13 protein-coding genes are annotated in these 15,478 nt (G+C 65.9%); 2 read left to right on the forward strand and 11 right to left on the reverse strand.

The features are described from left to right. Positions 1-3 precede the first annotated feature (3 nt). The 11 genes from AB4Z10_RS21910 to AB4Z10_RS21960 form a co-directional block, all read right to left on the reverse strand. Positions 4-585: a cob(I)yrinic acid a,c-diamide adenosyltransferase gene (locus tag AB4Z10_RS21910; protein ID WP_441472512.1), complete on the reverse strand. Its 582-nt coding sequence runs from the start codon at positions 583-585 to the stop codon at positions 4-6. A 60-nt stretch (positions 586-645) separates the two neighbouring features. After that, positions 646-1,239, reverse strand: a complete 594-nt coding sequence (locus tag AB4Z10_RS21915; protein ID WP_441472513.1) for an acyloxyacyl hydrolase — start codon at positions 1,237-1,239, stop codon at positions 646-648. A gap of 156 nt (positions 1,240-1,395) precedes the next feature. After that, positions 1,396-1,584: a twin transmembrane helix small protein gene (locus tag AB4Z10_RS21920; RefSeq protein ID WP_441472514.1), complete on the reverse strand. Its 189-nt coding sequence runs from the start codon at positions 1,582-1,584 to the stop codon at positions 1,396-1,398. Positions 1,585-1,651: 67 nt separating this feature from the next. After that, a complete protein-coding gene (locus AB4Z10_RS21925; RefSeq protein WP_441472515.1) occupies positions 1,652-2,932 on the reverse strand; it encodes a glycosyltransferase family protein in 1,281 nt (426 codons plus the stop codon). Positions 2,933-3,082: 150 nt separating this feature from the next. Next, the gene (locus tag AB4Z10_RS21930; RefSeq protein ID WP_441472516.1) at positions 3,083-3,853 is read right to left on the reverse strand and encodes a polysaccharide deacetylase family protein; all 771 of its coding nucleotides are present in this window, start codon (positions 3,851-3,853) and stop codon (positions 3,083-3,085) included. Then, entirely contained in the window at positions 3,850-4,986 is a 1,137-nt protein-coding gene (locus AB4Z10_RS21935) for a glycosyltransferase family 4 protein (protein ID WP_441472517.1), read from the reverse strand. Before AB4Z10_RS21935 ends, AB4Z10_RS21930 begins: the two co-directional genes overlap by 4 nt. 32 nt (positions 4,987-5,018) lie before the next feature. Continuing rightward, entirely contained in the window at positions 5,019-6,197 is a 1,179-nt protein-coding gene (locus AB4Z10_RS21940) for an ABC transporter permease (RefSeq protein ID WP_441472518.1), read from the reverse strand. A gap of 8 nt (positions 6,198-6,205) precedes the next feature. Beyond that, complete coding sequence (locus tag AB4Z10_RS21945; protein WP_441472673.1) at positions 6,206-7,204, reverse strand: ABC transporter permease; 999 nt, start codon at positions 7,202-7,204, stop codon at positions 6,206-6,208. A 6-nt stretch (positions 7,205-7,210) separates the two neighbouring features. Then, positions 7,211-9,166: an ABC transporter substrate-binding protein gene (locus AB4Z10_RS21950; protein ID WP_441472519.1), complete on the reverse strand. Its 1,956-nt coding sequence runs from the start codon at positions 9,164-9,166 to the stop codon at positions 7,211-7,213. Then, positions 9,163-11,046: an ABC transporter ATP-binding protein gene (locus tag AB4Z10_RS21955; RefSeq protein WP_441472520.1), complete on the reverse strand. Its 1,884-nt coding sequence runs from the start codon at positions 11,044-11,046 to the stop codon at positions 9,163-9,165. The genes AB4Z10_RS21950 and AB4Z10_RS21955 overlap by 4 nt, the downstream gene beginning before the upstream one ends. A gap of 96 nt (positions 11,047-11,142) precedes the next feature. Then, entirely contained in the window at positions 11,143-12,132 is a 990-nt protein-coding gene (locus AB4Z10_RS21960) for a polysaccharide lyase (RefSeq protein WP_441472521.1), read from the reverse strand. 149 nt (positions 12,133-12,281) lie between these two features. On the opposite strand from AB4Z10_RS21960, the gene AB4Z10_RS21965 reads away from it, so the two are divergent. Together AB4Z10_RS21965 and AB4Z10_RS21970 are read left to right on the forward strand one after the other, a co-directional pair. Further along, entirely contained in the window at positions 12,282-15,017 is a 2,736-nt protein-coding gene (locus AB4Z10_RS21965; protein ID WP_441472522.1) for an ABC transporter transmembrane domain-containing protein, read from the forward strand. Continuing rightward, on the forward strand, positions 15,014-15,463 hold the full coding sequence (locus tag AB4Z10_RS21970) for a Crp/Fnr family transcriptional regulator (RefSeq protein ID WP_441472523.1): 450 nt from the start codon (positions 15,014-15,016) through the stop codon (positions 15,461-15,463). The genes AB4Z10_RS21965 and AB4Z10_RS21970 overlap by 4 nt, the downstream gene beginning before the upstream one ends. The last annotated feature ends 15 nt before the right edge of the window (positions 15,464-15,478 follow it).

The raw sequence follows: 15,478 nt of genomic DNA on the forward strand, positions 1-15,478 counted from the left end.
ATCTCAGCGATTCTGGCCGGGCACCCAGAGGACGTCCCCGCCGGCCTTCGCATTGAGGAAGCGGGAGGCGACGAACAGGAAGTCCGACAGGCGATTGATGTATTTGAGCGCGGCCGGTCCGACGGTCTCGCCCTCCGTGGCGGCGAGTTCCGTCATCAGCCGTTCGGCGCGGCGGCTGACGGTGCGGGCGAGATGGAGGTGCGTCGCGGCGGGCGTCCCGCCGGGCAGGACGAAGGAGCGCAGGGGCGCAAGGCTCTCGTTCATCCGGTCGATCTCGGCCTCCAGGCGATCGACCTGCGCCTGGACGATGCGCAGCGGCTCGAAGGCAAGGGGCTTGTCCGTCTCCGGCGTGGAGAGATCGGCGCCGAGATCGAAGAGGTCGTTGCTGATGCGGCCGAGCATGGCATCGACCTCGGCGTCTTCGCCCTCGGCATGGAGGCGCGCCAGGCCGACACAGGCATTGGTCTCATCGACCGTGCCGTAGGCCGCGACCCGCAGGTCGAATTTCGGGCGGCGCGGCCCGGCCGTCAGCCCGGTGGTGCCGTCATCGCCGGTGCGGGTGTAGATGCGATTCAGCTTGACCATGCGACGCTTATAGCGCGGCACGGTCGGGACGGAAGCGAGGTTTTCTGCTGAGGCTGGTTGCTAGAACGTATAGCCGAGCCGCGCGCCGATATTGGCCGGGCCTCGTGGCGAAGACCCTGCACGATCGCCGCAGCTGGCCGTGCTGAAATGCTCGAGCGTGGTGACCAGGCTCCAGCGATCGGAGAGCCGCACACCGAGCGCCGCGGCCTCGCGGGTACCTGTGTTGCAGCCGACGTTGAGGCGATTCTCGGGGACGAAGCCGGTCTTGCCGTCGTTCAACGCTGCGCCGAAGCTCGCTTCGACGAAGACGTCCCGCGTGACGTCGAAACTCCAGGTCGCTCCGGCATAGGCGTAACGGGTGCCGTTGAGGTTCAGGCTGGTGCCGAGATTGAAGCGCGGGATGAAGGCGGCTGCGATTCGGTCCTGCAGGGGGATCAGGCGAGGCGAGAGCACCTCCGCTCCCACGTTGAGAAGGCTGCCTTCGCCCCCGCCGGGGTTGGCGAGCCCGGCGCCGATGCGGGTTTCCCAGGCCGGGGCCGGCGGCTCGGTCGCGGGAGCGTAGCTGGAGACATTGCCGGAGAGAGAGCGGGTCTGTGCCTGAGCCGAAGAGGCGGCCAGACAACCGGCGAGGAGCAGCAACGCGACGCGAACCATGGGCCTTCGGCAGGGTGTGAGAGAGCAGGCGTTAGTGAAGCACACACACTCGTGTTCGGAATGTGGCAGAGCCCGCGAAGCCAGGGCTCTGTTCACAGCTAATCGTTCCAAAAAACGTCAATGACGTCAATCAATTGGGCAGGATGTCGCGGCGGGTCAGCCGTTGCGCCACCAGAGCACGGTGACGATCAGGATGATGGCGACGAACTGCAGCACGACGCGCAGACGCATGAGCTTCTGCGAGGTGTCGGCACTGCCACCGCGCAGCATGTTCACAAGACCGAGCAGCAGCACGACAGCGACGGCGCCGACCGCGACGGAGACAAGAGTGTTCGAAAGCGTCATCGTGAAAGCCTGTAGAACGGAGCCCGGTCCGTGACCAGCGGCGGGATGCCGCGCCGGAAGATCGGGGTCAGCTTGTCGCGGCGTTCTGCGCGAGGGCCCGGCCGCGCACGGTCTGCGACAGATCGTCCGCAAGGGCCCGGCTGATCGCCGGCAGCCCTTCGAGCAGGTCGGGCATGAAGGCCTGCGACGGCGGCGGCCGCTTCGCCAGGGCATGGATCGCCCTGGCCATGACGAGCGGATCGCGCTCGCCCTCGCCGGACTGCGAGGGGTCGCAGAGCATTTCGACCAGGCTCAGTTCGTCCGCCCGCTGCGCACGGATTGCCTGCTCCAGGCGAGGCTTCACGCGCGGCACGATCAGCGCCGGCTTGTCGAAGGAGAGGATCTCGCAAAAGGTGTTGTAGCCGCCCATCGCCACGACGCAGTGCGCGCGATTCATCAGCAGTTCGAGGCGAGGCTCGAAGCCGAGACCCTCCAGCTTCGGATTGCGCGCGATCCGCTCGGCGAAGTCCTTGCGCTTCTCGCGCGACATGAAGGGCCCGAACACGATCAGCGCCGGCAGCGCGATGGTCGGGTCGGCTTCATAAGCCGAGATCACCCAGTCGATCACGCCGGCACCATCGCCGCCGCCGCCGGGGGTGACGAGGACGAAGGGCTGTTTGGTGATCCGCGGATAGCGATTCGGCGGCATCGGGCTCGGGACCGCACGCTTGAGATAGCCGACATAGCGAATCTTGTCGGCGAAACGCTGCTGGTCGGGCAGGCCGCTCAGGGGTTGGTAGATGCCCTCCAGCCCATAGACGAAGATGTCGTCGTAGATGGTGTCGAGCGCGTCGAGCGCGCCGCTATGGCGCCACTCCTCCAGCAGCGTGGCCGGATCGTCGAGCACGTCGCGCACGCCCAGCACGATGCGGGCGCCGCGGCGGCGCAGGATGTCGAGCGACGGCTTCAGCTCTCCGCGCAGGCCGACGGGCTCCTTGTCGACGATGACGACATCGGGATCGAAGGAGAGGACGGTCTGCTTGATCAGGTCGGTGCGCAGCCGCAGCGTGTCGCCGAGATCGAGGTTGAGGTGGTGCGGCTCATAGCGGCCGTCGCTCTGCTTCTCGATGCCGGGGATGCGGACATAGTCGATCCCGTCGCCGAACTGGAAGCTCGAGATCACCGAAGAACCGGAGACGATGATGACCGAGATGTGCGGAAAGCTGGCGATCAGCGCATTGGCGATGGCGCGGCAGCGGCGGATATGGCCGAGACCGAAAGTGTCATGGCTGTAGATCAGCACACGCGGCGCATGAGGGCTGCGCGGCGCCCTTTCGGCTCCGATCAAATCGATGACGTTGGAAGACATCGGATGCCGCCCTCCGCAAAGGCCAGACGACCTCTTGGCGAGGACGAACGCAGCTCGGAACCAGTTTAGAGCGCTTATAGCGCGGCGAGGTCCGTCAACCAAGCCCGTGCGGGTGGTGACATGCAGGATTCATCTTAGCCGGTGCGACGCCTATACTCTGGCAGGAAGAAGCTCGGCCGGATCAGCGAGATGCACGGCCGGATGGGCGGCTGCAAGGCTCAAGATGTCGTGGAGAACGGACCAAGCGCCTTCGTCATGGTCGCGGTGATGCAGGAGCAGACCGAGCGCGGCCGCCTGATCGGGGCCCTCGCCGCGCATCGCGATGATTTGTGCCACGATCTCGGGCAGAAGGTCATCCGCGCGCCGGCCCATGCGGCCGCCATGCCAGTCCATGACATCGATTCGGGTGTTGAGTAGGCGGGGGCCGCCGGCGGGACCGTGGCGATAGTTGCGGAAGCATGACAGACCGGAGAAGCCGAGGCTGCCGAGCCGGGCGGCGTGGCCGGGGTCGATGCGATTCCATGGCGGCACGAAGACCGGCATGATGTCGCCGCCGATCAGGTCGCGAAGGCGATCGCGGCCCTCGGCGATCTCGCCATCGACGGCTGTCCTGTCGCGATCGGGGCCGAATTCCGACTTCTTTCCGCCTGCCGGAGCATGGTTGCGATGCCAGACGCCGTGCTGGCAGGGACGCAAGCACGGCATGCCCTTCAGGGCCGATGCCAGGGCGGGTTCCGCCAGCATCGGGATTACCGCCAGCAGGACAGTTGCACCATGGCGTTCCGCCAGAACCGAAAGCCGCGCCAACGCCGGGCTCGGCGCGACCGCGTCGTCGTCGCGGAGCCATAGCCGCAGCTGCCGGCCGGCGGCCTGCCAGTTGTCGAGTTCCCGCGACAGAGCCTGCCAGTGCGTCTCGTTCATGACGCGACGCTGCCTGCGGCCCTGAGCTTGTCGCGGCGGTGGCGGCAGGCGAGGTCGAGCCCTTCGGCCAGCCTTGCGGCGGCGCGGGCGTTCGTACGCTCGTCCAATACGAAGCGGCGAGCATCGTCTCCCATCCGTTCACGGCGCGCCCTGTCCCGCAGCATGGCGACGAGATGACCGGCGAAAGCCGCTTCGTCGCCTTCCGGCGCCAAGAGCGCTGTCTCTCCTGACATCACCGTCGCGGAGACGCCGCCGCTGTCGAAGGCGACCACGGGCAGCCCGACCGCCTGGGCTTCGAGATAGACCAAGCCATAGGCCTCGCGTACGCCCGGCCAGACGAAGATGTCGTGCCGCGCCAGCTCGTCGAGCGCCCGCTCGCGCGGGATCAGGCCAAGCCAATCGATTCGTTCTTGCGGCAGGCAGGCGAAGGCCTGCTCGATCTCGCCGCGCTGGCGGCCGTCGCCGACGATGCTCAGGCGCCAGTCCGCATCGGGAATGCGCGCCAGGATGCGGGCGAGCGTCAGATAGCTGTTCTGCTTCGTGCCCTGGCGCATCATCGCGATGGTGATCAGGTGGGGAGGTCCGGGATGGTTCCGGCGCTGCGGCGGCTCCTTCTCGAAGGTGATGAAGGGCGGGAGCTCCAGAAGGGCGGTGCCGGGCTGGCGCCAGGGTTCGAGCCCCTGGCGGTCGCGATCGGTGAAATAGAAGTGGACGTCGCCCGCCGTGAGGCTGTGCCGGACGATTTCGGTCTGGGCGCTCCATTGATCGAAGGCGCGGCGCTCGGAGTCGCTGGCTTCGGCCGTGACATAGGGGATGCTGAGGGCATCGGCGATCGCAGGGCCGAGCAGGTCCGGGGCGCGGTAGTAGTTGTGATAGGTGAACCAGAGGTCGGGGCGAGGGCTATCGGAGCGATAGCCCGCCAGCAGCCGGTCACTGAGCCGTGCAGCGTCGGCGCGATGCTGGTCGAGGCAAGCCGGATCGGCGCTGGGCAAATAGCCGCGGGTGGCCCGGACAGGCTCGACGACATGGCCCAATGTCTCCAGTGCCGCGACGAGCTGGCGCGCCATGCGGCGGTCGCCGGAGACGCCGCCGTCGTCGAACAGGTTCAGCGGAGTGTGGAATGCGATGCGCAAGGGGATACTGGAAAGGGGCGGAGCGTAGCTGGTCAGCGATAAGGATCGGCTGCATCGCGCAGGCCGTCGCCGAGGAAGTTGAAGGCGAGGATGATCACGATCACGGGCACCACCGGATAGAGCAGCCAGGGATAGAGCGCCACCACATTGATGTTCTGTGCCTCGTTCAGCATCACGCCCCAGCTGGTGATCGGGGGCCTCAAGCCCAGGCCAAGGAAAGAGAGCGCGGTCTCGCCGAGGATGGTCTTGGGTATGGTGATGGTGGCCGAGGCGATGAGGTGGCTCATGAAGCCCGGCACCAGATGCAGGCCGATGATGCGGGCGGGCTTCGCGCCCATCAGCTGGGCGGCGACGACATAGTCCTCCTCGCGCAGCGACAGCAGCTTCGAGCGGACCGAGCGGGCAAGCCCCGTCCAGTCCATCAGGCCGAGGATGATGGTGATGCCGAAATAGACCACCACCGGGCTCCATGACGGCGGCATGATCGAAGCCAGCGCCAGCCAGAGCGGGATATGCGGCAGCGACTGCACGATCTCGATGATGCGCTGGATGACGAGATCGACGCGGCCGCCGTAATAGCCCGCGATGCCGCCGATGATGACGCCGAGCACGAAGGAAACGGAGACGCCGAGCAGGCCGATCGAGAGCGAGATGCGTCCGCCATAGAGGATGCGCGAGAACATGTCCCGGCCGAGCCGATCCGAGCCGAGCCAGAAGAAGGTGCCGTCCTTGGGCGGGCAGACCAGGCGCCTGTTGCCTGGGATCAGACCCCAGAACTCGTAGCTGTCGTCGCCGCGGCAGAAGAAGCGCAGTTTCTGCGGCCGCGTGCTGTCGACCTCGTATTCGCGCTTCAGGTTCTCCATGTTGAGCCGCATCTTGTACGGGTAGACGAAGGGGCCGATGAAGCTGCCTTCATGGAAGAGGTGGACGCTCTGGCCCGGCGCGCGGATGAAGTCGGTATTGCGCGTTGTGTAGTGGTAGGGCGCGAGGAATTCGGCGAAGGCCGCCATCGCGTAGATCGCCACGATGACGAAGGCGGAGATGACCGCGAGCTTGTGGCGGCGGAACTTCCACCACATCAGCTGCCATTGCGAGGCGAGATAGATCCGCTCCTGCTCCGGCGTCATCGCCTCGGTGGCATAGGGCTCGAAAGGCGCGGTCGAGGCCGCATGCGGCAGCGGCGCGCCATCGGGCGGAAGTGTGTTGAGCAAGTTCGCCTTCACTTGGTCGCCGTCCCCTGCAGACGGATGCGCGGATCCAGGATGGCGAGCGCGATATCCGAGATCAGCACGCCGATCACGGTCAGGAAGGACAGGAACATCAGGAAGGAGCCGGCGAGATACATGTCCTGGGCCTGCAGCGCCCGGATCAGCAGCGGGCCGGTGGTCTGCAGCGAGAGCACGATGGCGACGACCTCGGCACCCGAGACGATCGAAGGCAGGATGTCGCCGATATCCGAGATGAAGAAGTTGAGCGACATGCGCAGCGGATATTTGCGCAGCGCCTTGCCGGGCGGCAGGCCCTTGGCGCGGGCGGTGACGTAGTACTGCTTCTGGAGCTCGTCGAGCAGATTGGCGCGCAGCGCCCGGATCATGCCGGCGGTGCCGCCGGCGCCGATGATGATGACGGGGATCCAGAGATGCTCCAAAACGGATCGGAGCTTGGCCCAGCTCATCGGCTGGTTGAGATATTGCGGGTCGACGAGACCGCCGATCGAGGTGCCGAACCAGACATTGGCAAAATACATGAAGACGAGCGCCAGCAGGAAATGCGGCACTGCGAGACCGATCAGGCCGATGAAGGTCAGCCCGTAGTCGCCCCAGCTGTACTGGTGCGTGGCCGAGTAGATGCCGATCGGGAAGGCGACGACCCAGGTGAAGACGATCGTGGCGAAGGAGACCAGCATGGTCAGGAGCAGTCGGTCGCCGACGATCTCCCTGACCGGCCGCTGATATTCGAAGGAATAGCCCATATCGCCCTGAAGCAGGCCCGCGACCCACCAGAAATAGCGCTCGACCGGGGGCTTGTCGAAGCCGTACTCCTGTTTCAGGAACTCGATGCGGCTCATATCGGCCTTCTCGCCCTGCGCCTGCATTTCGGCTGCGAGAGTCTCGAAATAGTCCCCTTCCGGGAGATTGATCACGGTGAAGATCAGCGCGCTGGTGACCAGCAGCGTCGGGATCATGATCAGGATGCGCTTGAGGATGTAGCGGAACAGCACGGATCAGCCTTTGGTCTCTTGCCGATCGAACCAGAAGGTGTCGGGCATATAGCGGCCGATGAAGGCGCCGGGTTCGAAGCTGTAGAGGCCGACCTCGGGCACGTTGCGCAGGTCGCGGGAGACGACGATCGGCTGCAGCGTGCTGTTGATCACGCCGATGGTGAAAACCTGCTCGGCATTGATGGCCAGCATCTTGTGCCAGATGGTGCGGCGCTGGTCGCGCGTCGAGCTCATCCGCCATTCCTCGTAGAGCCGCACCAGCTCGTTGACCTCGTGCGAGGCCGGTCTTTCGCCCTCGCGGCCGCTGGTCTCGATGAACTGGCCCCAGCGCGGCCACTGGAACTGCGCCGACGAGGTCGGCGACAGCGCATCCGGTTCCATGTCGGAGGTGATGAGCGCGTTGTCCATGCCGGCCCAGGCCGACATGATGGTCTGCCCCGCGACGATGCGGCGGCGGAAGACGTCGCGCTGCGTGGAGCGCGGGTAGATCTTGATGCCGACGTTCAGGAAATCCTGCTTGAGCAGATCGAGGATGTCCGTCTCCTCGGTGTTCTCGCCGGCTGTCTCGATGGTGAATTCGAGCCTGCGGCCGTCCGGGAGCAGACGCACGCCGTCATCGTCGCGCTTGGTCAGGCCGATCTCGTCGAGAAGCCGGTTAGCCAGATCCGGGTCGTGCTGGATCCAGAGCGAAGCGAGCGTGGGATCGTAGAGCGGGCTTTCCGGCAACGCCGTATTGGCGCTTTCGCGCGCCAACCCGAAGAAGATCACCTTGTTGATGTCGGCGCGGTTGATCGCGACCGAGATGGCGCGGCGATAGCGTACGTCGCGATTGAGGTCGCGCCAGACCGGATCGATGGCGTTCAGATTCGGCAGAAGGGCGAAATAGGCGCCCTCGGCCCGCTTCCAGAGCCTGACCTCGAAGTTCATCCGCTTCGAGGCTTCCTTGAGGAAGGTGTAGTTGTCGAAGCGGATGTAGCGGGCCTGAAGATCGGCCTCTCCGGCGGCTGCCTTGGCCGGGATCAGTGAGCTTGTGCCGATAGTCAGCGTGACCTGATCGGCATAGGGCAACTGCCGGCCCTTCTCGTCGACGCGATGGAAGAAGGGGTTGCGCTCGAACACGAATTGCTCGGCTGGCAGCGGCGTGGTGTTGCGCCAGGGCTCGAGTGTCGGAAGGTTTGGGTTTTCCGGCCGGTACATGCGTGAGAGGCGTTCATGCAGCGCACCCCAGTCGCGCACACGGTTCTCCTTCACGCGCTTGACCAGCTCGTATTTGGGCGCGTGCTTCTCGTGGAACTGCTTGAGGTAGCCCGAGGGCATGAAGATGTAGGTCGGCTGCGCGCCCGCCAGCGCCGGCAGGAAGATCGGGTTCGGCATTTCCCAGCTGTAGCGAACCTCGGTCTCGCTCAACACTTCAAAGAAGGGGAGATTGCCGCCGGCGAGCATCGCCTGGGGCGGTCCGCCGGGCGACAGGCGCTTGTTGTTGGCGACATCCTCCCACCAATAGCGAAAATCTTCGGTGGTGAATGGCGAGCCGTCTGACCAGCGATGGCCGGCGCGCAGCCGCAACGTGAAAACGCGGCCATCCTCGACGTTGCAGCTTTCGAGCACGTCCGGCACGAGCTCGAGGTTCTCGTCATAGACCATCAGGCGCGTGTAGCCGTAGAGCGTCATCATCCGGACATCGCGCTGGTCGCCCATCAGCATGCGGATATTGCCGCCATGGCGTCCCGGCGTGCGGCCGAGCTTGCCGAGATCGATGAGGCGGGGCACGGCCGGCAGGCGCTGCGCCACCGGCGGCAGCGTTCCCGCGTTGACCTTCTCGGCGAAGAAGGGGCTGTCGATCGGGGCAGGCTGAGCCGGCTGGGCCAGCGCGCGGCGGGGCAGGGCGGCTCCGGCGAGCGCCGCCGTTCCCAGCAGCAGGGCGGCGCGGCGCGTCGTATGCGGGGAGCGGGAGGTCATGGGACCATCTCCCGGACATCGGCATTGGGCCGCGCAAGGACGTAGTGGCCCTCTCCGAGCGACAGATGCGCCAGGGCGGAGGCGTCGGAACCGACCTTGAAGGCGTCACCCCAATGGCTGTCATCGGAAGCACCGCCCGGCGCCGCGAGCTTGAAGTCGAGCTTGCGATCGAGATCGGCGAAGGGCACGGAGCGCAGCAGCGCCTTGGTGTAGGGGTGGACCGGCTTGGTGAAGAGGCTATGGCGCGGCGCCAGTTCGACGATGCGGCCATTGGCCATCACCGCGATGCGGTCCGCCATGTAATTCACCACGGCGAGGTTGTGCGAGATGAACAGGAAGGTGAGGCCCCGCTCGGCCTGGATGTCCTTCAGCAGGTTGAGGATCTGCGCCTGCACGGAGACATCGAGCGCCGAGACCGGCTCGTCGCAGATGATCAGTTCGGGATCGAGCGCCAGGGCGCGGGCGATGCCGATGCGCTGACGCTGCCCGCCCGAGAAGGAATGCGGATAGCGATTCAGGAAGCGGACATCGAGGCCGACATCCTGCATCAGGGAGCGAACCCGCTCATCCTGGGCTGCAGAGTGGCCCCTGTCATGGACCGCAAGCGGCTCGCGCAGGATGTTCATCACCGTCATGCGGGGCGAGAGCGACGAGACGGGATCCTGGAAAATCATCTGGATGCGCGGGCGGAAGGCGCGCAACGCGTCGCCCTTCAGCCCGAGTACGTCGACCCGTTCATGGCCGTCGTCGAAGATGACCTCACCGGAATCGGCGGTGATGGCCCGCATCACGATCTTGCTGACGGTCGTCTTGCCGCAGCCGCTCTCGCCGACGAGGCCGAGGCATTCGCCACGGCGGATGTCGAAGCTGACATTGTCGACGGCCTTCACGGCGCTTTGCGTGCCCTTGCCGAAGAAGCTGCGAGAGCCGGTGACATAGGTCTTGTGCAGGTTGCGGACCCGAAGCAGCGGCGTGTTCTCGCGATCCGCGGGCGGCGGAGCGGGGCGTGGCGCCGCCGGGGGGCGGGGCCTGGCTTCCCGGAGCGCGACGAGGCGCTCGCCCTCCTGCATGTCGAAATGCGGCGAAGCGTTGAGCAGCGCCTTGAGATAGGGGTGGCGCGGCTGCCGGAAGATGTCCTCGACCGGGCCGCGCTCCAGAATCTCACCGTGGAAGATCACCACCACCTCGTCGGCCATGTTGGCGACGACGCCGAGATCGTGGGTGATCAGCAGGATCGCCATGCCCATCTCGGCCTGGAGATCGCGCATCAGGTCGAGCACCTGCGCCTGGATGGTGACGTCGAGCGCCGTGGTCGGTTCGTCGGCGATCAGCAGGGCCGGCTTGCAGATCAGGGCCATCGCAAGCATGGCGCGCTGGCGCAGGCCGCCCGATAGCTCGAAGGGATACAGCCCATAGGCGCGATGGGCGTTCTTGAAGCCGACGCGCTTCAGCATGGCCTCGATCAGGCCGCGCGCCTCCGCCTTCGGCATCGGCCGGTGCAGGAGCAGAGCCTCTTCGATCTGGTTGCCGATGGTGTGGACCGGAGAGAGCGACGACATCGGCTCCTGGAAGATCATGCCGATGCGGCCGCCACGCAGCGCACGAATCTCCGGACCTTCGGCGGGCAGGGCCGCGATGTCGATCACGGTCTGTGGCGCCAAGGGGTCGCGGAACAGGATCTCGCCCCCGGTCACGGCGCCCGCGCGGGGCAACAGGCCCATGATGGCCTGCGAGATCACCGATTTGCCGGAGCCGGATTCGCCCACGAGCGCGACCGTCTTGCCGGCCGGCACGCGCAGGCTCGCGCCCTTCACCACCTCGCGAGACAAGCCGTGAACGGTGAAGCCGATACGCAGGTCGCTGATGCGCAGGATATCCATGACCCGATCTGACGCCACTCCGGAACCGTCCGCAATTCACCTGACGTCACTAGACGTCTAAAGTTCGGTCTTGCCAATGATTTTCGACACATCGACTCATTCGGCCGGACATTGGCCGAGCCGGATGACATCGCTGCAACGCGGCCCGCGGCGGAAATCGTCGTAGCTGACGCTCCAGGGGAGGCGGCCGGGAGCACGATAGGGGCCGAATTTGAAGTACTGGTTGGTGTCGAGGCCCGGGCCGCCTTGGCCGATATGCCCGCGGATGGTCACGATCGGGACGCCGTTGGCCATGATCTCGATGCGTCCGTCGCCGTGGGGGCCTGGTTGCGATCGGATGACGAAATCGATCCAGCCCATCCGGGCTGCCGGCAGATCGGCATGGCGCGTGACCTGGATGTCCGGGGCGCAGGCGTTGAAATAGCCGGGGTAGCTCCCGCGCGGTGCGCCGGCCTCAACGGCGACCAGAGCCCGCGTCTGATGAACGTTCGGGTGGTCAAGCACCAGCGCCTCGCCGGGGCGGCAGCCATCCGGGCGCTCCGGGCTCCCGATCGGATAGGAGACGACGCGATCCGTCTCGATGGTGATGCCGAGATGCCCCCGATAGAGTCGCAGCGCCAGGAAGGGTGAGTCGTCTCCCTCGGCGGCGGGCCGGGCCTCGCGCTTCCATTGGGCGATCACATATCTGCGATCGTCCTGCGGCAGCGGATCGTCGAGACGCACGGCCAGCCCGTACCAGACCGTGCTGCGGTAGGGAGCGAGCACCTCCGGGCGCTCCCAGACCTCGGCGCGTTCGCTGCAGTTGACGCGGTGGGGCGAGCAGGACGCCATGACCGTCAGGGTCAGCGCCCCGGTGCCGCGCAAGGGCGCTGCAGGGCCGAAAGCCACCCGGCCGCCGCGTTGCTCGAAGCTCTTCTTATAGAATAGCCCGCCTTCGGCGGCGAAACCGCCTTGGTCGAAGCCATCGTGCAGCAGGAGAGAAGCGTTGCCCGCTGCGACTTTGGCGCAGGCGGATGCCAGGGGAGCGGCGACGACAATCACGAGAGCAGCGCAGCCAAGGGCCGCGCGTAGCAACAGACGCTTCACATCTCTCCCCGACGCGGCGCGATCCGGGTGTGCCGCCGCCTCAAAGTGGCTCGCATTGCACTCCGCCGCAACCTCACCACATATGGTCGCTTTCAGGGGCCTTGCCCCGGCATGACAGCGCCGTCGGCGTTTCGCGACAGGATTGCCCTTTGGAGCCCAACCTCTTCCGTTACATCTGGCAGAAGAGTCGCGGCGAGCAGATCATCGTCCTGCTGATCATCCTTGTCTCGATACCCTTCAACTGGGCCTCGTTCGACGTCCCGAAGCGGATCGTCAACGACGCCATCCAGGGCGGAGCCTTCCGGGGCGGCAAGACGACCACCACCTTCATGGAGACGACCCTCCATCTCCCGTCCTGGCTGGGCGGAGCGACCCTGAGGCTGTTCGAAGGCTTTCAGGTCAATCAGGTCGGGCTCCTCATGGGGCTTTCCAGCTATTTCCTGGTGCTCGTCCTGATCAACGGTGCCTTCAAATACATCGTCAACGTGCGCAAGGGCATCCTCGGCGAGCGCATGCTGCGGCGCATGCGCTACGATCTCTTCAGCCAGCTGATGCGGTTTCGCCCGGAGGAGATCCGGGCGGTCAAGCCGGCCGAGATCGCCAGCATGATCAAGGACGAGGTCGAGCCGATCGGCGGCTTCGTCGGAGACGCCTTCATCCAGCCGGTCTTCCTGCTGAGCCAGGCCCTGACGGCACTCGTCTTCATCATGGTGCAGAGCTTCTGGCTCGGCTCGATCGCCCTGCTGATCGTGCTGGCGCAGGCCATCATCATCCCGATCCTGCGCCGCGAGCAGCTGAGGCTCGGCCGCGAGCGCCAGATCGCTTCCCGGCAACTCGCGGGAAGGATCGGCGAAATCGTCGATGCCGGGCCGATGATCCAGGGGCATGGCGCCACGGGCTACGTCCAGGCGGATATCGCCGGGCGGCTCGGGCACCTCTTCGACATCCGCTACGAGCTCTACAAGCGCAAGTTCGCCGTCAAGTTCCTCAATAACCTGCTGGCGCAGGTCACGCCGTTCTTCTTCTATGCGATCGGCGGCTATTTCGCGCTGCAGGGACGCCTCGACATCGGCCAGCTCGTGGCGGTGATCGCGGCCTATCGTGACCTGCCTTCGCCGATCAAGGAACTGATCGACTGGGATCAGCAGCGCAACGACGTCACGATCAAATACGAACAGGTCATTTCCCAGTTCAACAGCGACGACACGCTCGTCCTCGACGAGGCGAACGGCTGCTCGCCGCTGCCGGTCAAGGGAGACATCCGGCTCGAGGCCGTGCAGATGCTGGACAATCGCGGACAGCCGCTGCTGACGCCGCTCTCGTTCGTCCTGCAGCGACCGGGCTGGGTCGCGGTGATCGGGCCCCATGGCTGTGGCGGGGATGTGCTCGGCCGCATCCTCGGGCGGCAGGCGACCAACTACACGGGGCGGGTCCTCATCGACGGCGAACTGCTCGCGGATATGTCGGTCGAGCGGGCGAGCCATCTGATCGGCTATTCCGGAGACCAGGCGGAGGTCATTGCCGGGACGATGCGGGACAATATCCTGTTGCCGCTGCGGCGGCGCCGGCCGGAGATCAAATCCGACGGTCCGGTTTCCCCGGAGGAGCATCGCCGTTTCGTCGAGGCGGTCCGTTCGGGCAACTCGCCATTTCCGTTCGAGGCGGACTGGACGGACTACGAAGGTGTCGGGGTCGCCGACGCGGCCGAGCTCGCGGCGCGGGTGCGCGAGCTGCTCGACGTGTTCGGCTGCACTCAGGACGTGTTCGAGCTCGGCCTGGGCGGCAAGGTGATGCCGCCGGTGAGCGCGGAAGCAACCGAACGCATCATCACCGCCCGTCATGTCGTGGCCGCCGAGCTCGAGCGCATCAATCTTGGCGGGCTGATCGAGCCCTTCGCCCTCGACCGCTACAACCGGAACGCCTCGGTCGCCGAAAACCTGATCTTCGGAACGCGGACCAGCGCCCGCTTCGGCAACGCGACCCTGCTCTTCGAGCCTTATGCCCATTCGATCCTGAAGGCGGAGGCACTGGTGGAGCCTTTGACCGAGATGGGGGCGCGGATCGTTGCCACGGTCGTCGAGATCTTTGCCGGCCTGCCGGTGGGGCATGCGCTGTTCGAGCGCTATTCCTTCGGCGAGAATTTCGACTTCGAACGCCTCAACGAGCTGGCGGACATCCTGGCCAAGCACGATATGCGAAGCCCGCTCGATCAGGAGACGGAGCGTGACCTGGTGGCCCTGGCACTCGGCTATATCGAGCCCAAGCACAGGTTGAACCTGATCGACGACCGGCTCGAGCGCCGTATCCTCAGGGCGCGCGCGAGCTTCCGCAAGCACCTGCCGGCCGATGCCGCGGGCGATGTGGATTTCTATGCTCCCGACAAGGTTATGCTCGGCGCGAGCGTGCGGGACAACCTGATGTTCGGCCGCATCGGCTACGGCATCCCCGACGCGGGCCGGAAGGTGGCGGAGATCGTGCTGCAGGCGCTCGAGCGCTCGGGGCTGGGAGAGGCGCTCTATCGTCTCGGGCTCGACACCGAGAGCGGCATTCGCGGGCGCTATCTGCCGGCGCGGCTGCTGCAGGCCATTCCTCTGGTTCAGGCGCTGGTCAAGGCGCCCCAGATCGCTGTTCTCGACATCGCGGCCCTGCTCGCGATCTCCGACGAGCCGGAGAAGATCGTTGCCCGGTTGAGGGGCTATTGTGCCGGCATGACGCTGTTTCTTCTGCTGGGAGATGCTAGACTTGTCGAGGACATCCCGATGCGGATCGTTTTCCATGGTGCGACGGGGACGGTCGAGGCCGGTGGGGCGCTCGAGGCAGCGAACGATGCCGGCGATCAGGCGTTGCGCTTTGCGGATGCCCAGCGAATGGAGGCACGGTCATGAGTCTGGAAGCCGATATCGGCTGCTTGCGCAGCCTGCCGCTGTTTCGCGACATGCCTCCCTCGCGGCTCAAGCTCGTCGCACTGATGGGCGAGAGGTTGCGCTTCGAGCCGGGCGCTGTCCTGATCGACCAGAAGGGCCGGCTGGATGGCGTCTACGTCATCCTCGAGGGGGACGTCGAATTCTCGCAGTCGCGCCCCGATGGCGAGGGGCGCCGATTCCAGAAGGACGCCGGCAGCATTACCGGCGACGTGTCGCTGCTCAGCGGCCGGCCGTTCCTCGGCACGGTCAGCGCGAAGACGCCGGTCCTGGCCCTTAGAATTCCGAAGGACCTGTTCTTCGAACTGCTTCAGACCGTGCCGGAATTCAGCCTCGCGGTCTGCCGCGACCTGGCTGACCGCGTTCATCGTCTTGCCAGCGTTTTGCTCCGCGAGCACGAAACCGTTTGATGAGGTCGAGCGTCG

The sequence above is a fragment of the Allobosea sp. RAF48 genome (assembly GCF_052114025.1).
GTDB lineage: Bacteria > Pseudomonadota > Alphaproteobacteria > Rhizobiales > Beijerinckiaceae > Allobosea.